The 26,155-nt window shown below is 72.3% G+C and carries 25 protein-coding genes; 7 read left to right on the top strand and 18 right to left on the bottom strand.

Annotation, left to right across the window (positions count from 1 at the left end):
• Positions 1–284: 284 nt before the first annotated feature.
• Together ACGFXC_RS00470 and ACGFXC_RS00465 are read left to right on the top strand one after the other, a co-directional pair.
• A complete protein-coding gene (locus tag ACGFXC_RS00470; protein ID WP_393709554.1) occupies positions 285–1,460 on the top strand; it encodes an Ig-like domain-containing protein in 1,176 nt (391 codons plus the stop codon).
• A 131-nt stretch (positions 1,461–1,591) separates the two neighbouring features.
• Positions 1,592–3,190, top strand: a complete 1,599-nt coding sequence (locus ACGFXC_RS00465) for a CocE/NonD family hydrolase (RefSeq protein ID WP_393708068.1) — start codon at positions 1,592–1,594, stop codon at positions 3,188–3,190.
• Positions 3,191–3,221: 31 nt separating this feature from the next.
• On the opposite strand, the gene ACGFXC_RS00460 is transcribed toward ACGFXC_RS00465, so the two are convergent.
• From ACGFXC_RS00460 to ACGFXC_RS00405, 12 genes are all read right to left on the bottom strand, one after another.
• Complete coding sequence (locus tag ACGFXC_RS00460; protein WP_393708066.1) at positions 3,222–4,100, bottom strand: amino acid ABC transporter permease; 879 nt, start codon at positions 4,098–4,100, stop codon at positions 3,222–3,224.
• Positions 4,097–4,741 (bottom strand): amino acid ABC transporter permease, encoded by a 645-nt coding sequence (locus ACGFXC_RS00455; protein WP_393708065.1) that lies wholly within the window; start codon positions 4,739–4,741, stop codon positions 4,097–4,099. The genes ACGFXC_RS00460 and ACGFXC_RS00455 overlap by 4 nt, the downstream gene beginning before the upstream one ends.
• A gap of 17 nt (positions 4,742–4,758) precedes the next feature.
• On the bottom strand, positions 4,759–5,664 hold the full coding sequence (locus tag ACGFXC_RS00450) for a glutamate ABC transporter substrate-binding protein (protein WP_393708063.1): 906 nt from the start codon (positions 5,662–5,664) through the stop codon (positions 4,759–4,761).
• A gap of 11 nt (positions 5,665–5,675) precedes the next feature.
• Positions 5,676–6,419 (bottom strand): amino acid ABC transporter ATP-binding protein, encoded by a 744-nt coding sequence (locus ACGFXC_RS00445; protein ID WP_393708061.1) that lies wholly within the window; start codon positions 6,417–6,419, stop codon positions 5,676–5,678.
• A gap of 137 nt (positions 6,420–6,556) precedes the next feature.
• Positions 6,557–6,997, bottom strand: a complete 441-nt coding sequence (locus ACGFXC_RS00440) for a DUF6278 family protein (protein WP_393708059.1) — start codon at positions 6,995–6,997, stop codon at positions 6,557–6,559.
• A gap of 88 nt (positions 6,998–7,085) precedes the next feature.
• Positions 7,086–7,865 carry an exodeoxyribonuclease III gene (locus ACGFXC_RS00435; protein ID WP_393708058.1) on the bottom strand — a complete coding sequence of 260 codons (780 nt, stop codon included), beginning with the start codon at positions 7,863–7,865 and terminating at the stop codon, positions 7,086–7,088.
• 30 nt (positions 7,866–7,895) lie between these two features.
• Positions 7,896–8,528, bottom strand: a complete 633-nt coding sequence (locus ACGFXC_RS00430) for an MBL fold metallo-hydrolase (RefSeq protein WP_393708056.1) — start codon at positions 8,526–8,528, stop codon at positions 7,896–7,898.
• A 40-nt stretch (positions 8,529–8,568) separates the two neighbouring features.
• On the bottom strand, positions 8,569–9,180 hold the full coding sequence (locus tag ACGFXC_RS00425; RefSeq protein ID WP_393708054.1) for a hypothetical protein: 612 nt from the start codon (positions 9,178–9,180) through the stop codon (positions 8,569–8,571).
• Positions 9,177–10,373: an ROK family glucokinase gene (locus ACGFXC_RS00420; RefSeq protein WP_393708053.1), complete on the bottom strand. Its 1,197-nt coding sequence runs from the start codon at positions 10,371–10,373 to the stop codon at positions 9,177–9,179. The genes ACGFXC_RS00425 and ACGFXC_RS00420 overlap by 4 nt, the downstream gene beginning before the upstream one ends.
• Complete coding sequence (locus ACGFXC_RS00415; RefSeq protein WP_393708051.1) at positions 10,370–11,320, bottom strand: ATP-binding cassette domain-containing protein; 951 nt, start codon at positions 11,318–11,320, stop codon at positions 10,370–10,372. The genes ACGFXC_RS00420 and ACGFXC_RS00415 overlap by 4 nt, the downstream gene beginning before the upstream one ends.
• Positions 11,287–12,324, bottom strand: a complete 1,038-nt coding sequence (locus tag ACGFXC_RS00410; protein ID WP_393708049.1) for an ABC transporter permease — start codon at positions 12,322–12,324, stop codon at positions 11,287–11,289. The genes ACGFXC_RS00415 and ACGFXC_RS00410 overlap by 34 nt, the downstream gene beginning before the upstream one ends.
• Entirely contained in the window at positions 12,321–13,301 is a 981-nt protein-coding gene (locus ACGFXC_RS00405; protein WP_393708047.1) for a sugar ABC transporter substrate-binding protein, read from the bottom strand. Before ACGFXC_RS00405 ends, ACGFXC_RS00410 begins: the two co-directional genes overlap by 4 nt.
• 213 nt (positions 13,302–13,514) lie before the next feature.
• Here ACGFXC_RS00405 and ACGFXC_RS00400 point away from each other — a divergent pair, with 213 nt between their 5' ends.
• Complete coding sequence (locus tag ACGFXC_RS00400; RefSeq protein WP_393708046.1) at positions 13,515–14,519, top strand: Gfo/Idh/MocA family oxidoreductase; 1,005 nt, start codon at positions 13,515–13,517, stop codon at positions 14,517–14,519.
• A gap of 65 nt (positions 14,520–14,584) precedes the next feature.
• Here ACGFXC_RS00400 and ACGFXC_RS00395 read toward each other — a convergent pair whose 3' ends face one another.
• The 3 genes from ACGFXC_RS00395 to allB form a co-directional block, all read right to left on the bottom strand.
• Positions 14,585–15,499, bottom strand: coding sequence for a DMT family transporter (locus ACGFXC_RS00395; RefSeq protein ID WP_393708044.1), 915 nt, complete (start codon positions 15,497–15,499; stop codon positions 14,585–14,587).
• Positions 15,500–15,710: 211 nt separating this feature from the next.
• Positions 15,711–16,823 (bottom strand): allantoicase, encoded by a 1,113-nt coding sequence (gene alc, locus ACGFXC_RS00390; protein ID WP_393708042.1) that lies wholly within the window; start codon positions 16,821–16,823, stop codon positions 15,711–15,713.
• 2 nt (positions 16,824–16,825) lie between these two features.
• On the bottom strand, positions 16,826–18,160 hold the full coding sequence (gene allB / locus ACGFXC_RS00385) for an allantoinase AllB (RefSeq protein ID WP_393709553.1): 1,335 nt from the start codon (positions 18,158–18,160) through the stop codon (positions 16,826–16,828).
• 336 nt (positions 18,161–18,496) lie between these two features.
• Here allB and ACGFXC_RS00380 point away from each other — a divergent pair, with 336 nt between their 5' ends.
• On the top strand, positions 18,497–19,300 hold the full coding sequence (locus ACGFXC_RS00380; protein ID WP_393708040.1) for an IclR family transcriptional regulator: 804 nt from the start codon (positions 18,497–18,499) through the stop codon (positions 19,298–19,300).
• Positions 19,301–19,398: 98 nt separating this feature from the next.
• Positions 19,399–20,712 (top strand): hypothetical protein, encoded by a 1,314-nt coding sequence (locus tag ACGFXC_RS00375; RefSeq protein ID WP_393708038.1) that lies wholly within the window; start codon positions 19,399–19,401, stop codon positions 20,710–20,712.
• A 27-nt stretch (positions 20,713–20,739) separates the two neighbouring features.
• Here the strand turns inward: ACGFXC_RS00375 and ACGFXC_RS00370 are convergent, their stop codons facing one another.
• Together ACGFXC_RS00370 and ACGFXC_RS00365 are read right to left on the bottom strand one after the other, a co-directional pair.
• Positions 20,740–21,432 (bottom strand): ABC transporter ATP-binding protein, encoded by a 693-nt coding sequence (locus ACGFXC_RS00370; protein ID WP_393708037.1) that lies wholly within the window; start codon positions 21,430–21,432, stop codon positions 20,740–20,742.
• Positions 21,429–22,517 (bottom strand): ABC transporter permease, encoded by a 1,089-nt coding sequence (locus ACGFXC_RS00365; protein ID WP_393708036.1) that lies wholly within the window; start codon positions 22,515–22,517, stop codon positions 21,429–21,431. Before ACGFXC_RS00365 ends, ACGFXC_RS00370 begins: the two co-directional genes overlap by 4 nt.
• A gap of 134 nt (positions 22,518–22,651) precedes the next feature.
• Here ACGFXC_RS00365 and ACGFXC_RS00360 point away from each other — a divergent pair, with 134 nt between their 5' ends.
• Positions 22,652–23,959: a sensor histidine kinase gene (locus ACGFXC_RS00360; protein WP_393708035.1), complete on the top strand. Its 1,308-nt coding sequence runs from the start codon at positions 22,652–22,654 to the stop codon at positions 23,957–23,959.
• Positions 23,956–24,585, top strand: a complete 630-nt coding sequence (locus tag ACGFXC_RS00355; protein WP_393708034.1) for a response regulator — start codon at positions 23,956–23,958, stop codon at positions 24,583–24,585. The genes ACGFXC_RS00360 and ACGFXC_RS00355 overlap by 4 nt, the downstream gene beginning before the upstream one ends.
• A 6-nt stretch (positions 24,586–24,591) precedes the next feature.
• Here the strand turns inward: ACGFXC_RS00355 and ACGFXC_RS00350 are convergent, their stop codons facing one another.
• Positions 24,592–26,079, bottom strand: a complete 1,488-nt coding sequence (locus ACGFXC_RS00350; protein WP_393708033.1) for a PLP-dependent aminotransferase family protein — start codon at positions 26,077–26,079, stop codon at positions 24,592–24,594.
• Positions 26,080–26,155: the final 76 nt, after the last annotated feature.

The following is a 26,155-nucleotide window of genomic DNA, read 5'->3' as shown; positions in this document are numbered from 1 at the left end:
AGGGTACCCCGGTCACTGCGGGGGGTGATGTGGCGGCCGGGGTAGTGCCGTTCGGCCCGGACGGCGGGACGAAAGTCCCTTCCGGAATGCGGTCTGCCATGTGACCGAATGGCAACTGTTCCGCTGCGGTGCACGTCACAAGGCGCCGGCGGACATTTTCCGGCGGAAGCGCAACCTAAAGTCGTTCCGTTCGCTCCTTGTTTACGGACGATCATTATTTGGAGGGGTTTTCGTTGAGCCGTACACGCCGCACCGCACTGCCGCGTCGCAGGGGCCGCCACGCCATGCTGGCGGGCACCGCACTTCTGGCCGCCGCGCTGACCGCCTGCGGAGGCGGTTCGGACGGGGGCAGCGGCGGTTCCGGCAGCGGCGACGCGAAGGACAAGCCGGCCATGGCGGTCTCGGTGAACCTCACGGGCGATCAGGTCAAGGCGGGCGAGCCCGTGAAGGTGACCATCGCCGACGGCAAGCTGGCGCAGGTGAAGGTGACGGACGGCAAGGGCGGGGAACTGCCGGGCCGGATAGCCGCCGACGGGAAGTCCTGGACCTCGGAGCGCAACGCCTCCCCCGGCACCGACTACAAGGTCGAGGCGCAGAACTCCGACAGCCAGAGCGCCACGGCCCAGTTCAAGACCTCGCCCGCCGACAAGGTGAACAAGGTCTCGATCAACATCCCCAAGGGCAGCACGGTCGGCGTCGCGATGCCGGTCTCGCTGGTCTTCGACAACCCGGTGAAGAACAAGGCCGAGGTGGAGAAGCAGCTGAAGGTCACGGCCTCGAACGGCACCGAGGGCTCGTGGGGCTGGTTCAAGGACTATTCCGGCAAGGACCGGGTGGACTGGCGGCCGAAGGACTACTGGAAGTCCGGCACCGACGTCAAGGTCGAGATGAACCTCAACGGGGTGGACTCGGGCACCGGCGGCGGCCTCTTCGCCCGCGATTACAACACCGAATTCAAGATAGGCAAGGACCGCCGGATGGAGGTCAGCCTCGACACCAAGAAGATGTCGGTCACCGAGGACGGCCAGGTCGTCAAGACGATTCCGATTTCGGCCGGAACTCCGGGCGGCCAGAAGGCGTCCTGGTCCGGGAAGATGGTGCTGATGGCGAAGGAGGGCACCATCCGGATGGATTCCCAGACGGTGGGCCTGGGCGACTCCTACGACAAGATGGTCGACTATTCGATGCGGCTGACCTGGTCGGGCATGTACGCGCACGCCGCGCCCTGGAACAACGCCAACTTCGGCAGCGCCAACACCAGTTCCGGCTGCGTGGGGATGAGCGACGCCAACGCGAAGTCCTTCTACGACATGGTGCAGACCGGTGACGCCTTCGAGGTGGTCGGCAAGGGCTCCAAGGGCAATGCCGAGCTCGGCAACGGCTACGGCGAGTGGAACCTGTCGTGGGACGAGTGGAAGGCCAAGAGCGCGCTGGCCGGCGGCGCGGCCCAGAACGGCTGACCCCCGCGGAGCCGGGGACTGACTCTCGTTCAATTGTTACCTCTACGTAACTTACTGGCGGGTTACCTCCGGTAAGCCCCTCCCGTTACCGTCGGGTCACTTCGGACACCGGCGCACGCGAGGAGCGATCGATGAGAGTCCGCCCCACCACCGCAACGGCCCTGGCGGCCGTGCTCGCGGCGGCCGCCCTGGGCCTGTCCCCCCATCAGGCCCAGGCGGCCCCCGCCGCCGCACCCGCCGCCCCGGCCGCTTCCCCGGCCGCTTCCCCGGAGCTGCGCTTCCACGACATCCCGGGATCCGGTGGCATCACCCTCAAGGGCAACGTCTTCACCCCCGCCGGAGCCGTACCCGGCCGCACGTACCCGCTGATCGTGCTCCCCACCAGCTGGGGCATGCCGCAGATCGAGTACGTGGCCCAGGCCCGCAAGCTCGCCGACTCCGGCTACGTGGTGGTCAGTTACACCTCGCGCGGCTTCTGGCTCTCCGGCGGCCAGATCGAGACCGCCGGCCCCGCCGACATCGCGGACGTCTCCGCCGTCATCGACTGGGCCCTCGCGACCACCCCCGCCGACCCGGCCCGGATCGGCCTCGGCGGGGTGTCGTACGGGGCGGGCATCAGCCTGCTGGCCTCCGCGCACGACCCCCGCGTCAAGGCCGTGGTCGCCCTCAGCGGCTGGGCGAACCTCATCGACTCCATCTACTCCGGCCGTACGCAGCACCTCCAGGCCGCCGGACTGCTCGGCGCCGCCGGCTACCTCACCGGCCGCCCCGGCCCCGAACTCCAGAAGATCCTCGGCGACTTCCTCGGCTCGAAGCTGGAGAACGAACAGGCGATGATCGACTGGGGCCGCAAGCGCTCCGCCTCCGAGCAGGTGGACCGGATCAACGCCAACGGCGCCGCGATCATGCTCGGGAACGCCTGGGGCGACACGATCTTCCCGCCCAACCAGTACGCCGCCTTCTACGAGAAGCTCACCGGCCCCAAACGGCTGGAGTTCCGCCCCGGCGACCACGCCACCGCCGAGGGCACCGGCCTGCTCGGCCTGCCCAACGACACCTGGACCAACGCCCACCGCTGGTTCGACCGCTACCTCAAGGGCGACCGCAACGGCGTCGACACCGAGGCCCCCGTCCAGATCAAGTCCCGCAGCGACGAGGGCTACGAGGGCTACGCCGACTGGAAGGCGGTCGGCTCCGGCGGCGCCGAGAAGATCGCCCTGACCGACGGCGAGCACGTGTTCGCAGGCGTCGACTCCGGGGCCGACGGCGGCGTGGTGCTGCTCTCCAGCGTCCTGGACCAGTTCGCCAAGGCCCCGCCGGTCGCCTCCATCCCCCTGCTCCCCCGCGCCTTCGCCGCCGTCTGGCAGTCGGAGCGCTACGCGCAGGAGCGCCGCGTCCGCGGCACCGTACGCCTGCACACCACCGTCACGCCCACCAAGGGCGACGGCACCTTCGTCGCCTACCTCTACGACGTCGGGCCCCTCGGCCTCGGCAAGCTGGTCAGCAACGCCCCGTACACCTTCCACGGGAAGACCCCCGGGCAGTCCTTCGGCGTGGACCTGGACCTCTTCTCCACCGCCTACGACGTGCCCGCGGGCCACCGGCTCGCCCTGGTCGTGGACACCGTCGACCCGCTCTACATCGAGCACAACCCCGCCGGGGCACAGCTGACCTTCTCCTCGCCGCGCACCGATCCCTCGTACGTCTCGGTACCTCTGCGCGAGCAGTGATCCACGGCTGCCGCCGGGGCGGGGCGCACCCTCACCGCCGCGGCAGCGCGGTCTCCTGGAGGGCCGGGGCGACCTCGACCGCGGAGGTCTTGGGGTTGCCCCGCTCCCGCCGGGCCACCCAGGTGGCGACCCACGACAGCAGCATGCACATGCCGATGTAGATCGGGGAGATGATCATCACGACGGGGATGAAGGGGAGATCGTAGTCCAGGTTGGAGGCGATGAGCTTGCCCGCGTGCAGGAACTCCTCGTAGGTGATCAGGTAGCCGAGCGAGGTGTCCTTGAGTGCCACCACCAGCTGGCTGATGATGGTGGGCAGCATCGCGCGGACCGCCTGGGGGGCCAGCACGTGGGTCATGACCTGCGTCTTGCGCATGCCGAGCGCGTACGCCGCCTCGCGCTGGCCCCGGTCCACCGAGTTGATGCCGGTACGGAAGACCTCGGCCAGCACCGACCCGTTGTAGAGGGTCAGTCCCGCGACCAGCGCGGGCAGCGGCTGCACCTTCAGGGCGACGAAGATGAAGAAGATCATCACCAGGACCGGCATGGCCCGGAAGAACTCCACGCACAGCGTCGCCAGCCAGCGCAGCGGCCGGTGCACCGACAGCCGTCCGGTGGCGAGGACGGCGCCGAGCAGGAGCGAGAGCACCGAGGCGTACGCGAAGGCCTTGAGGGTGTTGCCCAGCCCCCGCAGCAGCAGTTCCTGGATGCCCTTGTACGTGAAGGGGCTCCACTTGGCGGCGGTGAACTGGTCCGTGTCGAAGAGCAGGTAGAGGATCCAGGCCAGCAGACCCAGGATCACCACGGTCGAGCCGATCCCGTACAGGAAGTGGCGGCGCCGGGTGCGGGGGCCGGGCAGGTCGTAGAGGGCGGTGGACTGCGTGTCCCCGTGCAGCGCGTGCGCGGTCATCGGGCGACTCCGTAGCGCTTCTCCAGCACGTTGAAGAGCGCGCTGATGGACAGGGTGATGATCAGGTACCCGACGGCGATCCAGACGAAGGTCCAGATGATGCTGTAGCCCAGCTCGTTGAGGGTCTTGTACGTCCCCAGCAGCTCGGTGACGCTGAAGGCGCCGGCGATCGCCGAATTCTTGGCGAGGGCGATCAGGGTGGAGCCGATGGGCGGGATCACGGAGCGGAACGCCTGCGGGAGGACCACCGTGCCCAGCGTCTGCCCGAAGGACATGCCCAGGCTCCGGGCGGCCTCGCCCTGCCCCTTGGGCACGGTGTTGATGCCCGAGCGCAGCGCCTCGCAGATGAAGGCCGAGGTGTAGCAGCCCAGCGCCAGGACGGCGAAGAGCTGGAAGGGCAGCACCAGTCCGAAGCGGGGCAGGCCCAGCAGCACGGCAAAGAAGAGCAGGGTGAGCGGGGTGTTGCGCAGCACGGTCACCCACACCGTGCCGAAGACGCGGAAGGAGCCGACGGGCGCGACGCGGAAGGAGGCCATCAGGAAGCCCAGGACCAGGGCGAGGAGCGAGGCGTAGACGGTCAGTTCGACGGTGCCGAGGAAGCCCTTGCCGTAGAGGGCGAAGTTGTCGGTGAGTACGTTCATGGCGGTGCGTTCTCCCCTCAGCTCGCCGGGTAGCGGTCGATGGGCGGGGGCGTGGGGGCGGGAACGCCGGAGAGGCCGAGGGTGGCCTCGTAGGCCTTATTCCAGTTGCCGTTCTTCTCGTTCTCGGCGAGGGCGTCGTCGAGGGCGAAGCGCAGGGCGTTGTCGGAGCGCGGGACGCCGATGCCGTAGGGCTCCTGGGAGAAGGACTTGCCGACCACCTTGAGCTCGTCGGGGACCTTGGCGGCGTAGCCGAGGAGGATGGAGTCGTCGGTGGTGACCGCGTCGACCTGGTAGGTCAGCAGGTTGTCCACGCAGACCGAGTAGGTGTCGTAGGCGACGAGCACCGCCCGCGGGTACTCCTTCTGGATCCGCTGGTAGGGGGTGGAGCCGGCGGCCGAGCAGACCTTCTTGCCGGCCAGGTCCTCGGGGCCGTTGATGTCCTTCTCGTCCTTGCGGACCAGCAGGGACTGCCCGGCCATGAAGTAGGGGCCGGCGAAGCCGACCTGCTTCTTGCGGTTGTCGTTGATCGTGTAGGTGCCCACGTAGTAGTCGATCTGGCCGTTCTGGAGGGCGGTCTCGCGGTTGGCGGAGGCGATCGTCTTGAACTCGATCGTCTTGGGGTCGAAGCCGAGCGAGGCGGACATCATCTTGGCGATCTCGATGTCGAAACCGGAGTAGGCGCCGCTCGCGGGGTCCTTCTCCCCCATGTACGGCTGGTCCTCCTTGGCCCCGACGACCAGGTGCCCGCGCTTCTTGGCCCGCTGCCAGGTCGGTGACTGCGGCAGCCGGAAGTCGGTGGCGACGTGGTAGACGGGCAGGTCCTCGGGCTGTGGTCCCTTGACCGGCGGGCTGCCCGACCTGCCGCAGGCGGCGGCCGCGAGGAGGGCGAGGGTCAGGGCGAGGGCGCGCAGGGTGAGTTTCATCGGGCCGCCCCTCAGTGCTTGAGGATCTTGGAGAGGAAGTCCCTGGCGCGCTCGCTCTCGGGAGCGGTGAAGAACGCCTCCGGGGTGCGGTCCTCGACGATCTTCCCGTCGGCCATGAAGACGACCCGGTTCGCGGCGGAGCGGGCGAAGCCCATCTCGTGAGTCACCACGACCATGGTCATGCCCTCGGCCGCGAGCTGCTGCATGACCTCCAGCACCTCGTTGATCATCTCCGGGTCCAGCGCCGAGGTCGGCTCGTCGAACAGGAGGGCCTTGGGGCTCATGGCCAGGGCGCGGGCGATGGCCACGCGCTGCTGCTGGCCGCCGGAGAGCTGGGCGGGGTACTTCTCGGCCTGGTCGGCGAGACCGACCCGGTCCAGGAGCTCCCGGGAGCGCTTGTCCGCCTCGTCCTTCCCGCGCTTCCTGACCTTGACCTGCGCGAGGGAGACGTTGGCCAGGACGGTCTTGTGCGCGAAGAGGTTGAAGGACTGGAAGACCATGCCGACCTCGGCGCGCAGCCGGGCCAGGTCCTTGCCCTCGGCCGGGAGGGGCCGGCCGTCGAGGGTGATCGTGCCGGATTCGATGCTCTCCAGCCGGTTGATGGTCCGGCAGAGGGTGGACTTCCCGGAGCCGGAGGGGCCGATGATCACCACCACCTCCCCGCGGCCGACGGTGAGGTCGATGTCCCGCAGGACGTGCAACTTCCCGAAGTGCTTGTTGACGTCCCGCAGCTCGATCAACGGATCGACGGCCATACGCTGCCCTGCCCACTTGTCGGTGTGTCGAGGTCAGCGCAAACTATCCAGCCGCCGGAGGGGCTTCACCTCGACACGCCTAAAGGGGGTATAAAGCGCATTGGCTCTTCAGTCCTACGGGAAGGACCGGGCCGGGATCAGCCCTCGGAGGCCTCCGCGTAGGCCTGGCTGAGCTCGGGGGAACCGGTCATCGCCCAGGAGACCCCGGACTCGACCACGTTCAGCTCGCGGCCCGACTCCAGCCGGATCACGGGCTGGCCGTTGGGCCAGACCTGCCAGGAGGAACCGGGGATGGTGCGGACGATCACGGTGCCGAGGTAGAAGCCCGCGTCGTTGCCGAGCCAGGGGACGGCCTCGGGATCCCTGCGCCAGCGGGGCATCAGCTGGTCGAGGGATTCCAAGGAGTCCGGGGTCTGGTCGAGTTCCAGCCCGGCCGCCCGCGCCTGCGCGCGCAGCATCTCGCACTCGGCGAACAGCTCGGCGACGCCCTCGGGGTCATCCGCGAGGGCGACGACGAGCCCCGCACCCTGTTCCGTTTCGTGCCGGTTCAGCCAGTTGGCCAGGAAAGGGATGTTCATATCGCCCAGCCTGGCACCAGGATTCCCGGCTGGCCACAGGGCGCGCCTTGATCACCGCGCCCCGTTCGGGACGCACCGGGCCGGGGGGCTAGATCTCCAGGTCGACGACGACGGGGGCGTGGTCGGAAGCGCCCTTGCCCTTGCGCTCCTCACGGTCGACGTACGCGTCCTTGACGGCCTTGGTGAAGGGCTCGTTCCCGTAGACGAGGTCGATGCGCATGCCCTTGTTCTTGGGGAAGGCGAGCATCCGGTAGTCCCAGAAGGTGTACGGGCGGTCGTACTTGAGGGCCCGGGGGAACACGTCGGACAGGCCCGCGGTGCGCAGGGCCTCCAGGGCGGCCCGCTCGGCCGGGGTGACGTGGGTGAGGCCCTCGAAGACCGCCGGGTCGTAGACGTCCTCGTCGGTCGGCGCGACGTTGAAGTCGCCGAGGACGGCGAACGGGCGCGGCCCGGCCGCGTCTTCGGCGACGGCCGCGGCCAGGGCCCGGAACCACTCCAGCTTGTAGCCGTAGTGGTCGTGCTCGACCTCTCGGCCGTTGGGGACGTACACCGACCAGACGCGGACCCCGCCGCAGGTGGCGGAGATGGCGCGGGGTTCCTCCACGCCCTCGTAGTCCGGACCGCCGGGCAGCCCCGTCACGACGTCGTCGAGCCCGACCCGGGAGAGCAGGGCGACGCCGTTCCACCGGCCGGTGGCGTTGACGGCAGACTCGTAGCCCAGCTCGCGCAGCTCGGCGGCGGGGAACTGCTCCGCCGAGCACTTGGTCTCCTGGATGCAGAGCACGTCCGTGCCGGAGGTCTCCAGCCAGGCCAGCAGGCGCGGCAGCCGGGCGGTGATCGAGTTGACGTTGTACGTGGCGATACGCATGCCGTCCAACCTACCGCCCGGCACCGACAGTCAGAGCGCGGCGCTCTCGCCCGCCCCGAGGCGGCGGTGCGGGGCTCCTGCGAGGCCTTCCAGGACCGTGTCGTAGACGGGCCGGGCGATGTCCGAGAGGTAGGCGTCGTGGATGTCGACCGCCAGGCGCGGCTTGACCTCGCGGACGTAGTCGATCACTTCGGCGATCTTGTTCCACGGGGCGTGGAGCGGCAGCATCAGCGTGTCCACGGGGGCCCCGGGCACGGTCAGCGCGTCCCCGGGGTGGAAGAGGGAGTGCTCCACGAGGAAGCCGACATTGGTGATCCGCGGCAGGTCCGGGTGGATCACGGCGTGCAGTTCGCCGTGGACGCTGACCGAGAAGCCGGCGGCCTCGAAGGCGTCGCCGTCGCCCACGGTGTGCACCCGGCCCGGATAGGCGGCGGACAGCTTCTGCGCGACACCGCGCAGGGTCCACAGCGCGGCGGCGGGGTTCGCGTCGAGGGCGGCGCGGATCCGGCCCTCCTCGTAGTGGTCCGGGTGCTCGTGGGTGACCAGGAGGACGTCCGCGCCGAGACCGGCGTCCGGTTCGCTGAAGGCGCCCGGGTCGATGACGAGCGTGCGCCCGTCCTTCTCCAACTGGACGCAGGAGTGCAGCCGTTTGGTGAGCTTCATGGACCCACCCTAGGGGCTTGCGCGCCGGCGCCGGGGACCTCTAGGGGACGGTGGTGGAGACGACGTAGACCCGGGGGTTCTTCGGGTTGGTCAGGTCCACGGTGATGTCCCGGGTGGGCCGGGGGTCCTTGGCGTCCAGGGTGGTCCCGGCCCACTTGTGCTTCTTGCTCCAGCTCCAGCCCGCGACCTTGGCGTCGTGCTCGGAGATCGACACCCCGGGGTTCAGCGCCGCGCGGCTGGTGCCGACGTCGGCAAGGAAGGCGTCCAGCTGGGCGGGCGTGAGGCCGAACTGCAGGTAGAGGCGGCTGGTGTGCCAGTTGTTGGTCTCCAGGTACCCGACCAGCGAGGCCATCATCGGCAGGGGGACCTCGTAGATGCTGCGCTGCACCTTCGAGGGCCAGCCGCCGCGGACCTTCACCGCGCCCACCTTGGCCGCCTTGTCCCGGCCGCTCTCGCGGCTCTGCTGGGCGGAGACGGCGAGGTAGCCCGCCGGGACGCCGACGAGCAGCAGGATGATGATCGCGGTGATCCAGCGGCGCCGGACGGTGCCGCGGCGGTCCTGGCGGGCCGGGTCGTCCTGCGCCGTGGGCGGGCGGTCGCCGCCGGCCTCGGGGGAGGACGCCTGTCTGGGCAGGGAGGGGGGCGGTGTCACTGGTCGTCCCGGTCATTGGGGGCCTGGGGGGCCTGGGTGTCCTTCGGCTGCGCCGGGCCGGCGGCCGGGCGCAGACCGAGCTGCGCGTAGCGCTCGTAGCGCTCGACGCGACGCCGCGTGGCGCGGCGGAAGCGGCGGGCGACGAGCCGGGAGAGGTCGGCGGCGCCGACCATGCCGGCCTCGGGGCCGAGCTGGGCCTTGGCGATGCGGGCCTCGGGGCGGTAGCCGCGGCCGGTGAGGTGACGCCGGAAGGCGTCGCGGGCGGGCCCGATCAGCAGGTCGTCGGCGGCGCTGACGCCACCGCCGATGACGAAGCAGGAGGGGTCGAGGGCGGCGGCGAGGTTGGCGATGCCGACGCCGAGCCACTGGCCGATGTCCTGGAGCAGTTCGACGCACATGGCGTCGCCCTCCCGGGCCAGCTCGGTGATCAGCGGCCCGGTGATCTCCTGGACGTTCCCGCCGACCCTGGCGATGATGTTGTACGCGACCGGGGAGTCGGCGGCGGCCAGCTCGCGGGCCTCGCGGACGAGGGCGTTGCCGGAGCTGTACTGCTCCCAGCAGCCCCGGTTGCCGCAGGGGCAGCGGTGGCCGCCCGGGACGACCTGCATGTGGCCGAACTCGCCGGCCACCCCGTAGCGGCCGCGCTTGACCTGGCCGCCCTCCAGGATGGCCCCGCCGATGCCGGTGCCCAGGGTGATCATGACGAGGTGGTCCTCGCCGCGGCCCGCGCCGAAGCGCCACTCCGCCCAGGCGGCGGTGTTGGCATCGTTGTCCACCATGACCGGGACCGCGAGCCGGGACTGGAGCGCGTCGCGCAGCGGCTCGTCGCGCCAGGCCAGGTGCGGGGCGAAGAGCACGCGGGAGCGGTCGGCGTCGACCCAGCCCGCGGCTCCGATGCCGACGGCGTGCACGTCGTGCCGGTCGGAGAGGTCCAGCACCAGCTCGACGATGGTGTCCTCGACGACCTTGGGGCTCTTGGACTTGTCCGGGGTCTCGGTGCGGATCTTCTCCAGGATGACCCCGTCGGCGTCGACGACGCCGGCCATCACCTTGGTGCCGCCGATGTCGATGCCGACGGTCGGCACGCGCGGGGCGGTCAGCAGCGACCGGCGCTCACGGGTGCCGACGGTCCGCAGGACGGTGCCTCGCGCCGCGCCCCGGTGGGAGAGCGCGAAGTCCCGGTACGTGCTCATCGAGTCGTGTCGTCCCTGTCGGAGGCGGAATCGGAGGCGGGGTCGTGGGCGGAGGCGGGGTCGGAAGGGCGGCCGGGAACGGGCCCGGCGGGGGTGCCCGGTCCTGATTCTGCCACCCGCTCCAGCTCGTGGCTCAGCTCGTCCAGTTCCGAGCCTCCCGCCATCTGCCGGGTGAGCTCGTCCAGGGTGATCGAGTCCCGGGTGTGGCTGCCCGCCATGGTGCCGCGCTTGAGCAGCACGAAACGGTCTCCGACCAGGTACGCGTGGTGCGGGTTGTGCGTGATCAGGACCACGCCGAGGCCCGCGTCGCGGGCGGCCGCGACGTACTTCAGGACCACGCCGGACTGCTTCACGCCGAGGGCGGCCGTGGGCTCGTCCAGGACCAGGACCTTCGCGCCGAAGTACACGGCGCGGGCGATGGCCACGCACTGGCGCTCGCCGCCGGACAGGGTGCCGATGGGCTGGTCCACGTCCCGCAGGTCGATGCCCATCCGCAGCAGCTCGGCGCGGGTGGTCTCGCGCATCAGCTCCACGTCGAGGCGGCGCAGCGGGCCGCGGCCGCGGGTGGGCTCGGAGCCGAGGAAGAAGTTGCGCCAGACCGGCATGAGGGGGACGACGGCGAGGTCCTGGTAGACGGTGGCGATGCCGTGGTCCAGGGCCGCGCGCGGGTTGGCGAGCTCGGTCGGCACCCCCTCGATCTCGAAGCTGCCCGCGTCGTGCCGGTGCAGCCCCGCGATGATCTTGATGAGGGTGGACTTGCCGGCCCCGTTGTCGCCGAGCACACAGGTGATCTCGCCGGCCGAGACCTCCAGGGAGACCCCCTGGAGGGCGCGGATGTTGCCGTAGTACTTGCTGACGTCGGTCAGCCTCACCAGGGCGGTCCCGGTGTCCTCGCCGGGCGCGGTCTTCGTGGTCACTTGCTCGCCTCCGCCCGCTTGCGGACCCATGCGTTGAGCAGCGTCGCCAGCAGGAGCATGGCGCCGAGGAAGAACTTGAACCAGTCCGGGTTCCACTGGGCGTACACGATGCCGTTGCTGGTCATCCCGAAGATGAAGGCGCCGACGGCCGAGCCGATGGCGGAGCCGTAGCCGCCCGTCATCAGACAGCCGCCGATGACCGCGGCGATGATGTAGAGGAACTCGTTGCCGACGCCCTCCCCCGACTGGACCACGTCGAAGGAGAACAGGATGTGCTGGCCGGAGATCCAGGCGCACAGCGCGACGCCCATGTAGAGGCCGATGCGCGTCTTGACGACGGGGACGCCGGTGGCCCGGGCCGCGTCGGCCCCGCCGCCCACCGCGAAGATCCAGTTCCCGGCGCGGGTGCGCAGCAGGATCCAGGTGGCGACGGCGACCAGGGCGAACCACCACAGGATGGTGACCTTGAGGGTGACGGAGCCGATGTTCCACTGCGAGGCGAACAGCGCCCGGGCCGAGGAGAAGCCCTCCATGTCGGCGATCGTCTTGGTGGAGACGGAGCCGCTGATCAGCTTGGTGAAGCCGAGGTTCAGGCCGGTCAGCATCAGGAAGGTGCCGAGCGTGATGATGAAGCTGGGGAGTCCGGTGCGGGTCAGCATGAACCCGTTGAAGAAGCCGACGGCCAGGGTGACCAGCAGCGACACCAGTACGCCGACCCACACGTTGGCGGTCATCTGGTAGCTGAACATCGAGCTGAACAGCGCCGACGTGGTGACCATGACACCGGCGGAGAGGTCGAACTCGCCGCCGATCATCAGCAGGGCGACCGGGACCGCCATGATCCCGATGGTGGAGGCCGAGTAGAGGATCGTGCTCAGGCTGGAGGCCCGCAGGAAGCTGTCGGCGGCGAAGGAGAAGAAGACGAAGACGGCGGCGGCCCCGACGACCGCGCCCAGCTCGGGGCGGCCCAGGAGCCTGCGGACGTACGAGGCCGGCGCGAGCCGTTCGTCGGCGGTGGCGGCGCTGCTGCTCATCGGCTGCCCCGCTTGATGTACTTCTCCAGCTCTGCGGCCTGCGCGCCGGTGACGATCTGCGGCCCGGTCAGCACCGGGCGGCCGCCGCCGAGGACGTCCGCGTTGTAGCGGTAGAGCCACAGCAGGTCGATGGCCTCGTAGCCCTGGAGGTAGGGCTGCTGGTCCACGGCGAAGCCGAGGGCGCCGGACTTCAGGTCGCGGGCGACGGACTCGTTGAGGTCGAAGGTGTCCACCTCGGCCTTGCTGCCCGCCGCGTCCTTGGCCTTGACGGCGGTGGGGGCGAAGGGGGCGCCGAGGGTGACGATCGCGTCGACCGACGGGTCCGCCTGGAGCTTGGCCTGGATGGCGGCCTGGACGGAGGGCATGTTCGTGCCCTCGACGTACAGGTTCTCCATGCTGCCGCCGAAGGCCTTCTTCGCCCCGGCGCAGCGCTGCTCGTGCCCGACGTTGCCCTGCTCGTGCAGGACGCAGACGGCCTTCTTGCGGCCCCGCTTGGTCAGCTCGGTGCCGACCGCCTCGCCCGCGATCTGCTCGTCCTGGCCGATGTGGGTCAGGGCCCCGTACTCGGCCGACTGGGCGGACCCGGAGTTGACCGTGATCACCGGGATGCCCGCCTTGACGGCCTTGCCGATGACGTCCTTGAGCGCTTCGGGCTTGGCGAGGCTGACGACGATGCCGTCCACCTTCTGGTCGATCGCGTTCTGCACGAACTGGGCCTGCTGCTGTGCCTGGTCGTCGTGCGAGTAGACGAAGTTGATGTTGTCCTTCGCGGCGGCCTCCTTGGCGCCCTTCTGGACGATGTCCCAGAAGGTGTCGCCGTCGCCCGCGTGGGTCACCATCGCGAAGGTCCAGCGCGGCGTGGACACGGCCGGCCGGCCCGCCCGGTCGGCCTTCGCCCGCTCCTCGGCGCGCTTGCCGCCCGTGCTGCTGCAGCCCGCGAGGGAGGCTCCCAGTACCACCGCGAGCACGGCGCCCACGACGCGTACCCCTGTCCGAACCCTAGCCACGTCGCCGTGCCCTTCCTTCGTTGTGCCTGCCACTGAACTCAAAGTGGTCATTCCGGTTCCAGCCGCCCAGTATCCGCCACAGTGGACCTTGGGAGCCCATCGGGGCCTTCGCCACCATCGTGGCCTTCCGTGGACAGAGCCGGGCAGATTGACAGCTCCCCCGGACGGGGTCACGTTGAGTGCATGCGCATCGGGCTCATCGGAACGGGCCGGATCGGCTCCTTCCACGCGGCCTCACTGGCCCGTCGGGCGGACGCCGGTTCGCTGCTCCTCGCCGACGCCGACCCGGGGCGGGCCGCGCGGCTCGCGGACCGGCTCGGCGCCACCGCCGCGCCCTCCGTCGAGCAGGTCTTCACCTGGGGCGTGGACGCCCTGGTGGTGGCCTGCGCCACCGAGGCGCACGCCGCCCTGGTCGTCCGCGCCGTGCGCGCCGGGCTGCCGGTGTTCTGCGAGAAGCCGCTGGCCCCGGACCTGGAGCGCACCCTGACGGTGCTGCGCGCGGTCGAGTCGGCCGGCGGGATCCTCCAGCTGGGCTTCATGCGCCGCTTCGACGCGGGCTGCCGCACCGCGCGGGACCTGGTCCGTTCGGGTGCGCTGGGCCGGCTGCACACCGTACGGACGATGACGGCGGACGCGGCCGCGCCGCCCGCCGCCTACCTCGCGGGCTCCGGCGGGCTGTACCGCGACTGCATGGTGCACGACTTCGACGCGGTCCGCTGGGTCACCGGCCACGAGCCCGTCGAGGTGTACGCGGCCGGTTCGGACGCGGGCGACGCCCGGTTCCGGGAGGCCGGGGACGTGGACACCGCGGCGGCCCTGCTCACCCTGGACGACGGGACGCTGGTGAGCAGCACCGCCACCCGGTGCAACGGCGCCGGGTACGACGTGCGGATGGAGCTGGCCGGGGAACGGGACCAGGTCTCCTCCGGGCTGGACGACCGGACGCCGATCGCCTCGACGGAACCGGACGGGCCGCCCCCGGCGAGCAAGCCGTGGACCGGCTTCCTGGAACGGTTCGGGCCCGCCTACGAGGCCGAGATGGGGGCCTTCGTCCGGCTGGTGCGCGGTGAGGGACCCAATCCGTGCGACGGGCGGGAGGCGCTGGCCGCGTTCCGGGTCGCCGAGGCGTGCGAGCGGTCCCGGCATGAGCGCCGCCCCGTGCGCGTGGACGAGCTCCCGGATCTCTAGGGCGGGCATGCGGGCCACAGTAGGTCCGGTGATCAAGCCCGGAGGAGGCGTTTCCCGGCCATCGTTCAGCCCGCGGCGCGCCGCCCCCAGGCCGTGCCGGCCAGGACCATGAGCACGCCCGCGAGGCCGAGGGGGCCCAGGTGTTCGCCGCCGAGGGCGATGCCCGCCCCGGCCGCCCACAGCGGTTCGGTGCCGAGCAGCAGGCTGACCCGGGAGGGCGAGGTCCTGCGTACGGCCCACATCTGCACGAAGAAGGCGAAGAGGGTGCAGAAGACGGACAGGAAGGCCAGTCCGGCCCAGGCGGCGGGCCCGAAGTCCGCCGCGGCCGCCCAGGGCGCGGCGCCGGTGCCCGGCACCGCGGCGAGGACGGCGAACAGCAGCAGGGCGGCGCCGAGCTGCACGGTGGTCAGCGAGAGCGGGTCGGCGTCCCGGACGGATCCGGTCCGGGCCATCAGCAGGACATGCAGGGTACGGGCCAGCGCGGCGCCGAGGATCAGCAGGTCACCGGCGCCGGGGGCGGTGAACCCGGCGCCCTGGGTCAGCAGCACCACTCCGCCGACGGAGACGGCGGCGGCCCCGAGGAAGGCCGCCGAGGGGGCGGTGCGCCGTACGGCGGACTCGGCGAGCGGGGTGAAGATCATGGTCAGGCTGATGATCAGCCCGGCGTTGGTGGCGGAGGTGCGCACCACCCCGTAGGTCTCCAGCAGGAAGATCCCGCCCAGGACGAGGCCCAGCAGACCGGCGCCGCGCAGCTGCGCGGCGTCCAGCGCGCGCAGCCGCCGCCACCCGGCGAGGACGAGGACGGGCAGGACGAGCGCGAAGCGCAGCACCAGCACCGCGATCACGGTGTGCGCGGTCGTGATGCCCTTGGCCGCGAGGTAGCTGCCGCCCCAGACGACGGCGACGAGCAGGACGGGCAGGTCCGCGAGCCAGGCCCGGCGGGGGGCGAGTGCGGGGGCGGGGGCGGCGAGGGTGGACACCGGGCGGCTCCGACGGCGGGAAGGGCGTGGAGACGGCGGCGGCTCGCACGGATGCGCGCTCACCGTAGCCGCAGCGATCTTCCCGGTCGACCGGATTCCGGGACCGCCGGACGCGCCCGTGGGGCGCACCGCGTCTGCGGTGCGCCCCACGGGAGGGTGCGCGCGCCCCGGGGGTGTCGGCCCCCGGGGCGGTCGGGTGGGAGGGGTGGCGTCAGCCGCCCAGCTCCTGGTGACGGGCGGCGTGCGCGGCGGCGCCGCCCTCCGTCAGGGAGCCGAACAGGCGCAGCCGGGAGAAGCCGCCGTCCGGGAAGATGTCGATGCGCACGTGCGTGCCGACGGCCGGGGCGTCCAGCACGAAGCGGTGGTTGGTGTCGGGCTGCAGGCGGGTGCGCGGCAGGAACTCCGTCCACTCGCCCTCCTCGCCCGTCTTGACCGAGAGCGAGGCCCAGCCGGCCGAGTTGCCCTTGAGGTAGGCGGTGTCGATCTCGACGGCGCGGATCTCGGACTCGGCGACCAGCTGGTAGCGGATCCAGTCGTTGCCGTTGTCGCGGCGGCGGGCGGTCTCCCAGCCGTCGTCCATCTTGCGGGACCGGCCCGGGTTGATGGTGTTGGTCGGCGGGGAGTAGAAGCGGTTCGAGGCGTCCTCGACGGAGCCGCCGTTCTCCAGGGCGACGACGTCGAAGGTGGCGAGCGCGGCGAGCCACTTCGGGTCGGGGCGGACCTCACCGTAGACGCGGATGCGGGCGACGCCGCCGTCCGGGTGCTGGTTCAGGCGCACGTGCGTGAAGCGCTGCTCGACGCCGACCTCGAAGCCGTTGGCCGCGTGGCCGCCGACCGTGGTGCGCTCGACGAGGGTCGTCCACTTGACGTCCTCGGACAGCAGCTCCTCGGCGGTCGGGGAGCCCGCGACCGAGGCGGCCTGTACGGAGACGGCCTGCGGCATGTTGCCGCGGAAGTGGGCGGTGTCGACGACGATGCCGCGGATGACGCCGGGGGCGCCGAGGCGGATCAGCGCGAAGTCGTGGTCCTCGGCGGTCGGCCAGGGCTGGTCGGCGGAGACGCCGCGGCGGCGGCGGGTCTCCCAGCCGTCCATGACCTTGCCCTTGTGGCCGAAGTGCTCGGGGTCGAAGTGCGGGGCCTCGGCGATGAGCAGGTTCTCGCGCTCGGCGAAGAACTCGTCGTTGGCGGCGATGACACCGGCGCCCAGCTCGCGGGCGGCGAGGTTCGCGTACTGGGTGAAGGAGAAGTCCGCGGTGCGGTAGTCCGCGTACGGGTCGCCGCCTCCGTACGGGTTCGCGTTACCGGTGAAAGAGGGAATCGCCACTGTCAGTTCTGCCTTTCAAGGAGGAGGCCCGTGGGCTCGGTCGGGGTGCCGTGGTCGGCGATCTGCGTACCGCGCAGCCAGGTGGACTTCACGACGCCGTGCAGGGTCTTGCCCGCGTACGCCGTGACCTGGTTGCGGTGGTGCAGGTGGGCCGGGTCCACGGTGAAGGTCTCTTCGGGGGCCAGGACCGCGAAGTCGGCGTCGCGGCCGGCCTCGATGCCGCCCTTGGCGGCGAGTCCGGCGAGCGCGGCCGGGGCGGCGGACATCCAGCGCACCACGTCCTCCAGGGTGCGGCCGCGCTTGCGCGCCTCGGTCCAGATGGCCGGCAGGCCCAGCTGGAGGGAGGAGATGCCGCCCCAGGCGGTGGCGAAGTCGCCGGTCTTCAGGTCCGCGGTGGAGGGCGAGTGGTCGGAGACGATGCAGTCGATGGTGCCGTCGGCGAGCGCGTCCCACAGGAGGTCCTGGTTCGCGGACTCGCGGATGGGCGGGCAGCACTTGAACTCGCTGGCGCCGTCGGGCACTTCCTCGGCGGTCAGGGTGAGGTAGTGCGGGCAGGACTCGACGGTGATCTTGACGCCCTCGGCCTTGGCGGCGGCGATCAGCGGCAGCGCGTCGGAGGAGGACAGGTGCAGCACGTGGACGCGGGCGCCCAGCCGCTTCGCCTGGGCGATCAGGTTCCCGATGGCGGTGTTCTCGGCGTCGCGCGGACGGGAGGCCAGGAAGTCCGCGTACTTGGGGCCCGGGGTCTGCGGGGCCGCTTCCAGGTGGTGCGGGTCCTCGGCGTGCACGATCATCAGGCCGCCGAAGCCGGTGATCTCCGCGAGGGAGGCGGCCAGCTGCTCCTGGTCGAGCTCGGGGAACTCGTCCACGCCGGAGGGTGACAGGAAGCACTTGAAGCCGTAGACGCCGGCGTCGTGCAGGGGGCGCAGGTCCTTGACGTTGTCCGGCAGGGCGCCGCCCCAGAAGCCGACGTCCACGTGCGCCTTGGCGCGGGCGACCTCCTGCTTGACGCGGAGGTTGTCGACCGTGGTGGTCGGCGGGAGGGAGTTGAGCGGCATGTCGAGGATGGTCGTGATGCCGCCGGCCGCCGCGGCGCGGGTGGCGGTCCAGAAGCCCTCCCACTCGGTCCGGCCGGGGTCGTTGACGTGCACGTGGGTGTCCACGAGGCCGGGCAGCAGGACGTCGTCGCCGAAGTCCTCCAGCCGGGCTCCGGCCGGTACCTCGGCGTCGTGGTCCAGCACGGCCGTGATCTTCCCGCCGGCGACGGCCACCGAGGCGGCGCGCGTCCCCTCGGGGGTGATGACGCGCGTCGAGCGCAGTACCAGTTCCACAGCCACGTCGGCCACCGGAACCTCCCCATCTACTTCCACAGAGCGAAATTCAACGTTCTGTTGACGGAGTCTTCCCCGCGATCGGGGACCAGTCAAGAGCCGCCGGACGGACGGCCCAGCCACCCGCACCGCAATTGGATGTTTCCACAGGATGGAATTAAGATTTCACTATCCAGAATGTAGCTACCACCACCGGGAGCCGGAGGGGTAACTTCCCCACCAGGTCCGCCACCCGGACAAACCCCCTCTGACCGGCGGGGACGGCGAAGGCCCGACTCTAGGGCCGGCGCCGAGCGACGGGTAGGCTGCTTCCTTGCCTGCCAGCACCGAAAGGACCGCGCCGTGCCGACGTCCAGCGCCAGCACCACCGACGCTTCCGCCAAGCCCACCGCCGCCAGCGGTGGCGTCCAGTCCCTTGAGCGCGCCTTCGATCTGCTCGAACGCATGGCCGACGCCGGGGGCGAAGTCGGCCTCAGCGAGCTCTCCGCCGCCAGCGGACTGCCGCTGCCGACCATCCACCGCCTGATGCGCACCCTCGTCGCCTGCGGCTACGTGCGCCAGCAGCCCAACCGGCGCTACTCCCTCGGGCCCCGGCTGATCCGCCTCGGCGAATCCGCCTCGCGCCTGCTGGGCACCTGGGCCCGCCCCTACCTGGCCCGGCTCGTCGAGGAGACCGGCGAGACCGCCAACATGGCCCTGCTCGACGGGGACGAGATCGTCTACGTCGCCCAGGTGCCGTCCAAGCACTCCATGCGCATGTTCACCGAGGTCGGCCGCCGCGTGCTGCCGCACTCCACGGGCGTGGGCAAGGCGCTGCTCGCCTACACGCCCGCCGACGAGGTGCGCGCCCTGCTCTCCCGCACCGGGATGCCGGCCGCGACCGAGCGGACCATCACCACGCCCGAGGGCTTCCTCGACGCCCTGGAGAAGGTCCGCAAGTCGGGCTACGCGGTCGACGACAACGAGCAGGAAATAGGAGTCCGCTGCCTCGCCGTGTCGGTGCCGAACTCGCCGACCGCCGCCGCGATCTCCATCTCGGGGCCGGCCGGCCGCGTCACCGAGGCCGTGGCCGAGTCCTTCGTACCGATCCTCCAGGGAGTGGCCGCCGAACTGTCGGTGGCCCTCCAGAGCCAGAACCCGGCCTGACCGGCACACCCCGCCGGCAGGCGGACCTCCGCGGGCCCCGGTGCCCCCTCCTTCGCGAGGGGGCACCGGGGCCTTCGTGAAGTGAGTACGGTCTGCTCATGCACAGCATCGCGGTGGAGCAGCAGCGGGGGCACGTACTCCTCATAGCGGGCGAGGCGGCCGTGCGCCGGCGCACCGTCCAGGTCGCGCCGAGCGCCAATCTGGCCGCGCTGGGGGTGGTGCCCGTACCGGCGCTGCTGAACAGCGGGATCCCCAGCGACACCACCTACCTCGACGGGGCCCGCGACCCGAACACCGTGCTGATGCGGCTGCGGACCGCGGCCGCGACACCCGGTCCGCTGCTGGTCTACCTCTCGGGACGGCTGACCGTCGACCGCCGGGCACGGCGGCTGCACCTGTGCCTCGCCGGGACGACGGCCGGCTCCGTGCGCTACACCGGGCTGCCGTGGGAATGGCTGGGCGCCGAGCTGCGCGACCGGCCGGCCGGGCTGACGACCGTGCTGCTCGACCTCGCCGCCGACAAGGCCGCCTGGCCGCTGCTCCAGGAGTACGGCACCCTGCCCGCCTCCCCCTCCGCCGAGGTGTACGGGGTGATCGTGCCGCCCGGCTTCCCGGGCGGGGGCAACGGGGTCAGCGGCTACACCCGGCACTGGATCGAGCAGCTCCGCAGCAGCCCGGCCCGGCCGGACAACCTGCGCGTGCACGCCCTCGCGGTGGGCGCCGCCGCCCTTCCCCCGGGCACCCTCGTCCTGCCGACGGCCCGGGAACTCGCCGCCCGCCCGGCCGGAGCACGCGGACCGGCCGCGGAGGCGGCGCACGGGGGCGTGCCGGGGCCGGGGTGGGAGGGGGAGCCGGACCCCGCCGGGCCCGACCGCGCACCGGAACACGGCCGGGAGCCCGTTCCGGACCGTGCGGACGAGCCCGTCCGGGAGCGGCCCGGTGAGCCCGCGGCGGCCGACGGCGACGGCGAGGGTGGCGGCGAGCGCGATCCGCGGCCGCACATCCACGCGCTGGCCACCGCCGGACGGCACGCCGAGGCGGCCGCGCTGGCCCAGGTCTGGGAGGAGCACGTCCTGCGGGCCCACGGCCACGGTTCGCCGGAGGCGGTCCACTGGGCGGAGATCCGCGCCGACCTGGCCCGTATGGCGGGCGACTTCCACCTGGCGACCCGGCTGTGGACCGGAGTCGGACGGACCCGCCTGGCCCGCCAGTCCCCGGACGCGCCCGAGGTCGAGGGGGCGGCCGCGGGCGCCCTCTACTGCTGGACCCAGCTCAAGGACCGCGCCGCGGCGGCCGAGACGGGCCCGGAGCTCATCCGCCTGCTGCGCGCCCTGCCCTCGCTGGACCCCCGCCACCTGGAACTGGCCCGCCAGCGGCTCGGCCTCCTGTCGCACGCGCCGATCGGGCGGTAGCGGCGGGCACGGCTTTGACGACGGGACCTACGCGACGGCCACCTGGTCCGGGCTCTGGGTCAGGCGGCCGTCCGCCATGGCCGCCACGGCGTCCATCCGGTCCAGGTGCGCGTGGTCGTGCGTGACCAGCACCGTGGCGGTGGACCGCTCGCGCGTCAGGGTGACCAGCAGGTCGAGCACCGCCGCGCCCCGCTCGTGGTCCAGCGCGCTCGTCGGCTCGTCGACCAGCAGCACGGACGGCTCGTTCATCAGCGCCCGGGCGATGTTGACGCGCTGACGCTGACCGCCGGACAGCTGGTGCGGCCGCTTGCCGGCCTTGTCGGCCAGACCCACCGCATCCAGCAGTTCCACCGCGCGACGGCGCAGCTGCCGGGAGGGGCGTCCGGAGAGGTGCGCCATGACCTGGAGCTGTTCGACGGCGGTGAGCGAGGCCAGCAGGTTCGGCTGCTGGAAGACGATGCCGATCTCCTCGCGGCGCAGCGCCGACTTCTCGGCGGCGCTCAGCCGGGCGGTGTCCCGGCCGGCCAGCACGACGCGGCCGGAGTCCGGGGTGACCAGGGTCGCCGCGACGGCCAGCAGGCTGGACTTGCCGGAGCCCGACGGGCCCACGACCGCGGTCAGGGTCCCGGCGGGAACCTCCAGGGACACCGCGTCGAGGGCGGTGAGGCGGCCGTCGCCGTCGGGGTAGGTGAGCGTGACGTCGTGGACGAGGAGGGTCATCGGGCGCTCCCGAGGGCGGTCAGCGGGTCGACGGCGGTGATCCGCCGGATGGACAGGGCCGCGCCCAGCACGCCGAGCGCGATCATGATCACTGCGGGCACCAGGACGGTGGCGGCGTCGAGCACGAAGGGCACGTCCCCGCCGCTGATCAGCGCGCCGAAGCCGGCGGCGAGCGCGGTACCGGCCCCGGTGCCGACGGCCAGCATCACCACCGCCTGGCCCAGGGCGTCCTTCAGCAGGTACGGGGTGGAGGCACCCAGTGCCTTGAGCACCGCGATGTCGCCGCTGCGCTGGATCGTCCACACCGTGAAGAACGCGCCTATGACCAGCGCGGAGATGGCGAAGAGGAATCCGCGCATCAGCTGGAGGGAGCCGTTTTCGGCCTGGTACGAGCCGATGGCGCCCAGCGCCTCGTCGACGCCCTGTGACTTCGTCGCGGTGGCGCGGTCACCGGCCGCCCAGTCCACGGCGCCGGACCCGTCGAGGGCGATGACGGTGGCGGCGGTGTCGATGGAGGTGCCGGGGTTGCCCACCCGCTGCCAGTCGGCCAGGTCCATCCAGACGACCGGGGTGTGGCTGAAGGCCGCGGTGCCCGAGACGGCCGCGACGGTGAGCTCCAGCGGGCCGATCTTGAGCCGTCCGCCCGCGGTCAGGCCGCCCAGCTCCTTGGCGGCCTTCTCGGTGAGGACGACGCTGCCCTGGGCGGGCCGGACCCCGGCGGGCGCGAGCCGCCCGGCCGGCTCCACGCCGAAGACGGAGACGGCGGCGGTGCGCTCACCGGAGAGGGCGTTGGTGGTGCGGATGCCGAGGGGTTCGGCGGCGCTCACCCCGGGCCGGGAGCGCCAGGCCAGCCAGGCCTTCTCGGTGACCTGGGAGTTGGTGAAGGAGACCTTCTGGTCCCCGGCGGGCGCGGCGAACGCGAGCCGCGAGGCGGGCAGGCCGGTGACGGCCGAGACGTTCTCCCGGGCCAGTCCGGAGGTGAGCCCGGACAGCAGGCCGACCAGCAGCGTGATCAGCAGTACGACCGAGCCCATGAGGGCGAAGCGGCCCTTGGCGAACCGTAGATCTCTCCATGCGACGAACATGTTCCCCACCTTGGTCTTCCGCGTGGGCACAGGACATCGCGCCACAGGAGGGATCCTCGTATCGAAGGGTGCGTCCGGACATCGAACTTTTGGTTGACCGGGGGTCGCGGGCGGCGACTTACGCTGGTCGGGCCATGTCTGCCGCTCCCCGCTCCCGCGCCCGCGCCGCCTCCCGGCCCGCCTCCGCCCCGCCGCCGGATTCCGCCGCCGGCCCGCCGTCCGCCTCCGCCTCCGGCTCCGGTTCCGGTTCCGGCTCCGGCTCCCGCGCTGCGGCCCGTCCGCCGGCGCCCGTCTCGCGCGTCCTGCGGCTGTGCCTGCACGCCCTGCTCCTCGGGCTGCTCGCGCTGGCCGCCGGGCGGGCCGTCGCCGGCGGCGCGCCCCGCGCCGGGTGGGTCGTCGCCGTCTGCGCGCTGCTGGCCGGCGTGTACGCGGCCGGGGTGCTCACCCCCGCGGTGGGCCGCTCGGCGCGCGCCGCCGGGGTGTGGCTGGCCGCGCTGGGGGCGGTGTGGGCCGCGCTGCTGGCGCTGTCCCCCGAAGGGCTGTGGATCGCCTTCCCGCTGTACTTCCTCCAGCTGCACCTGCTGCGGCTGCGGTGGGCCCTCGCCGCCGTCGTCGTGACGGCGTGCGCGGCGATCGGGGGCTTCCTGGCGCACAGCGGGGCGGTGACGCCGGGGCCCTTCCTCGGGCCGCTGCTGGGCGGGGCGGTGGCCGTCGCCACCGTACTGGGCTACCAGGCGCTGTACCGGGAGAGCGAGCGGCGCCGCGAGCTGATCGAAGAGCTCATCGCCACCCGGGCCGAACTGGCCGCCGCCGAGCGGGGCGCCGGGATCCTGGCCGAGCGCGAGCGGCTCGCCCGGGAGATCCACGACACCCTGGCCCAGGGCCTCTCGTCGATCCAGCTGCTGCTGCGGGCCGCCGAGCGCACGCTCCCGCCGGAGGCCCCCGCCGCGGAGCACATCGCCCGGGCCCGGGAGGCCGCGCAGGAGAACCTCGCCGAGGCGCGCCGCTTCGTACGGGCCCTGACCCCGCCGGACCTGGAGCACGGCTCGCTGGCCGGAGCGCTGGAGCGGCTGTGCTCGGGGGTGCCGGGGCCGCGCGTGCGGTTCACCGTGAGCGGCGCGCCCCGGGAGCTGCCCACCCCGTACGAGGTGGCGCTGCTGCGGATCGCCCAGTCGGCGCTGGCCAACGTGGTGCGGCACGCCCGGGCCGGACGCGCCGAGATCACCCTGACCTTCATGGACGCCTCGGTGACCCTGGACGTCGTCGACGACGGCCGGGGCTTCGACCCCGCCGCCGCGGCCCCCTCGGGCGAGGGCGGTTTCGGCCTGCCGGCGATGCGGGCGCGGGCCGAGACGCTGGGCGGCCTGTTCACCGTGGAGTCCGACCCCGGCCAGGGCACCGCCGTGGCCGTCACCCTGCCGTTGCCCCTGGAGGCACCGTGACCATCCGTCTCCTGCTCGCCGACGACCATCCGGTGGTGCGGGCCGGGCTGCGCGCCGTCCTGGACACCGAGCCGGACTTCGCGGTGGTGGCGGAGGCCGCCACGGCGGAGCGGGCGGTGGAGCTGGCCGCGTCCGAAACGGTGGACGTGGTGCTGATGGACCTCCAGTTCGGGTCCGGGATGCACGGTTCGGCGGCCACGGCGGCGATCACCGCACGGCCGGGCGCCCCCCGGGTGCTGGTGCTGACCACCTACGACACGGACGCGGACATCCTGGCCGCCGTCGAGGCGGGCGCCTCCGGCTACCTGCTCAAGGACGCCCCGCCGGAGGAGCTCGCGGCGGCGGTCCGTACGGCGGCCGCCGGGCAGTCGGCGCTGGCCCCGGCCGTGGCGCTGCGGCTGATGGACCGCATGCGCACCCCGGCGGAGGCGCTGACCAAGCGGGAGCTGGAGGTGCTCCAGCTGGTCGCCGACGGACTGTCGAACCAGCAGATCTCCAAGAAGCTCTTCCTCAGCCAGGCCACCGTCAAGTCCCACCTGGTGCACGTCTACGCCAAGCTCGGCGTGGACTCCCGCACCTCCGCCGTCGCCGCCGCCGCCACGCGCCGTCTGATCCGCACGCCGTAGGCGCGCTCAGGCGACCCAGTACGGCCGGTCCACGCCCGGGGCCAGCGGCACGCCCTCGTGGAAGGCCCGCGCGAGGCGGCGTACGCCCTCGTCCAGGCGGTCCGGAGGCAGGGTGTACGGGATGCGCAGGCGGTGTTCGAAGGTGCCCGGGTCCACGCCGAAGCGAGCGCCGCGGCCGATGTGCACCCCGGCGGCGTGGGCGCGCTCCGCGAGGGCGGAGCTGACCGGTTCGCCGAGGTCCACCCAGAGCGACAGGCCGCCGGGCGGGAGCCGCCAGGACCATTCCGGGGTGTGCCGCTGGAGGGAACCGACCAGGGCGGCGCGCTGGACGCGGAGCTGGGCGAGCCGGGCCGGCAGGCTCCGGTCCAGGTCCGCGAGGAGGGGCAGCGAGACCGCCTGGTCGAGGACGGAGCCGGTCATGTCGGCGCAGACCCGTACGGCGGCCAGCTCGGTCACCATTTTGGCGGTGGCCCGGATCCAGCCCACGCGCAGGCCGCCCCAGTGCGTCTTGCTCAGCGAGCCGATGGTGATCACGTGGTCGGCGCCGGCGCGGCCCGCCAGGGAGGCCAGGGGCGGGGGCGCGGGCACGTCGAGGGCGATGTCGGCGATGGTCTCGTCGACCACGAGCCAGGTCCCGCAGGCCCGGCTCGCGGCCAGCAGCCGCAGCCGCTGCTCCGCGGGCATGAGGGCGCCGGTCGGGTTGTGGAAGTCGGGGATCACGTACGCCAGCCGGGGCACGGTCTGGTGCAGCGTGGACTCGGCGATCTCCATCTCCCAGCCCGCGTCCGAGACGGGCACGGAGGCGGTGCGCAGCCGGGCGTGGCGCAGGGCGTCGAGGGCGTTGGCGTAGGTCGGGTTCTCGGTGACGACCCGGTCCCCGGGGCGGCACAGCAGGCTGACGACGAGGGCGAAGGCCTGCTGCGCCCCGGCCGTGACCAGGATCTGCTCGGGGCGGGTGGGCAGGCCGCGCCGGGTGAAGCGGTCCGCGACGGCGGCGCGCAGGTCGGGCAGGCCGAAGGGGTGGTACCCGGGGTCGCGGGCGAGGGCGGGCAGCCGGGGCGCGGCCCGGGCGAGTGCGTCGGCGAGGCTGTCGCCGGGGGCTCCCATGGCGGCGATGGCGAGGTCGATGCCGGGTTCCCCGTCGGCCTGGTACCCGCCCGCGCCGACGAGGGCGTGGGCGCCGACGGGGCGGTGGCCGTCGGGCAGCTCCGTCCAGGTGCCGGAGCCGCGGCGGCTGCGGACGTAGCCGCTCTCGCGGAGCAGGTCGTAGGCGGCGGTGACGGTGGCGCGGCTGGCGCCGAGGGCCTCGGCGAGTTCGCGCTCGGCGGGCAGCCGCACGTGCAGGGCGATCCGGCCGTCGAGGATCAGGGTGCGGACGGCGTCGGCGAGGGAGCGGTAGCCGGGGCGGGCCAGCACCTCGGCGGGGAGCATCGCCGTGAGCGGGCGGCTGCCGATCGTCCTGTCCGCCGTCTGGACCACTCGCCCGTATGCCATGCCAACCTCCCCCGATTGGCTCTGCCTGCCAGGCCAATCCAGGACCAGACTCGCCGTATTGGCCCCCGATTGGCAA

This window comes from Streptomyces sp. NPDC048507 (assembly GCF_043199995.1).
Classification (GTDB): domain Bacteria; phylum Actinomycetota; class Actinomycetes; order Streptomycetales; family Streptomycetaceae; genus Streptomyces.
The sequence above is the reverse complement of the archived record's forward strand: the minus strand, read 5'-3'. Positions and strand labels throughout refer to the sequence as shown.

Excerpts from the sequence above, each read along its gene's own strand:
- ACGFXC_RS00470 (WP_393709554.1), top strand. The coding sequence starts at position 285 with ATGCTGGCGGGCACCGCACTTCTGGCCGCCGCGCTGACCGCCTGCGGA.
- ACGFXC_RS00465 (WP_393708068.1), top strand. The coding sequence starts at position 1,592 with ATGAGAGTCCGCCCCACCACCGCAACGGCCCTGGCGGCCGTGCTCGCG.
- ACGFXC_RS00460 (WP_393708066.1), bottom strand. The coding sequence starts at position 4,100 with ATGACCGCGCACGCGCTGCACGGGGACACGCAGTCCACCGCCCTCTAC.
- ACGFXC_RS00455 (WP_393708065.1), bottom strand. The coding sequence starts at position 4,741 with ATGAACGTACTCACCGACAACTTCGCCCTCTACGGCAAGGGCTTCCTC.
- ACGFXC_RS00450 (WP_393708063.1), bottom strand. The coding sequence starts at position 5,664 with ATGAAACTCACCCTGCGCGCCCTCGCCCTGACCCTCGCCCTCCTCGCG.
- ACGFXC_RS00445 (WP_393708061.1), bottom strand. The coding sequence starts at position 6,419 with ATGGCCGTCGATCCGTTGATCGAGCTGCGGGACGTCAACAAGCACTTC.
- ACGFXC_RS00440 (WP_393708059.1), bottom strand. The coding sequence starts at position 6,997 with ATGAACATCCCTTTCCTGGCCAACTGGCTGAACCGGCACGAAACGGAA.
- ACGFXC_RS00435 (WP_393708058.1), bottom strand. The coding sequence starts at position 7,865 with ATGCGTATCGCCACGTACAACGTCAACTCGATCACCGCCCGGCTGCCG.
- ACGFXC_RS00430 (WP_393708056.1), bottom strand. The coding sequence starts at position 8,528 with ATGAAGCTCACCAAACGGCTGCACTCCTGCGTCCAGTTGGAGAAGGAC.
- ACGFXC_RS00420 (WP_393708053.1), bottom strand. The coding sequence starts at position 10,373 with ATGAGCACGTACCGGGACTTCGCGCTCTCCCACCGGGGCGCGGCGCGA.
- ACGFXC_RS00415 (WP_393708051.1), bottom strand. The coding sequence starts at position 11,320 with ATGGGTCCGCAAGCGGGCGGAGGCGAGCAAGTGACCACGAAGACCGCG.
- ACGFXC_RS00410 (WP_393708049.1), bottom strand. The coding sequence starts at position 12,324 with ATGAGCAGCAGCGCCGCCACCGCCGACGAACGGCTCGCGCCGGCCTCG.
- ACGFXC_RS00400 (WP_393708046.1), top strand. The coding sequence starts at position 13,515 with ATGCGCATCGGGCTCATCGGAACGGGCCGGATCGGCTCCTTCCACGCG.
- ACGFXC_RS00375 (WP_393708038.1), top strand. The coding sequence starts at position 19,399 with ATGCACAGCATCGCGGTGGAGCAGCAGCGGGGGCACGTACTCCTCATA.
- ACGFXC_RS00370 (WP_393708037.1), bottom strand. The coding sequence starts at position 21,432 with ATGACCCTCCTCGTCCACGACGTCACGCTCACCTACCCCGACGGCGAC.
- ACGFXC_RS00365 (WP_393708036.1), bottom strand. The coding sequence starts at position 22,517 with ATGTTCGTCGCATGGAGAGATCTACGGTTCGCCAAGGGCCGCTTCGCC.
- ACGFXC_RS00360 (WP_393708035.1), top strand. The coding sequence starts at position 22,652 with ATGTCTGCCGCTCCCCGCTCCCGCGCCCGCGCCGCCTCCCGGCCCGCC.
- ACGFXC_RS00350 (WP_393708033.1), bottom strand. The coding sequence starts at position 26,079 with ATGGCATACGGGCGAGTGGTCCAGACGGCGGACAGGACGATCGGCAGC.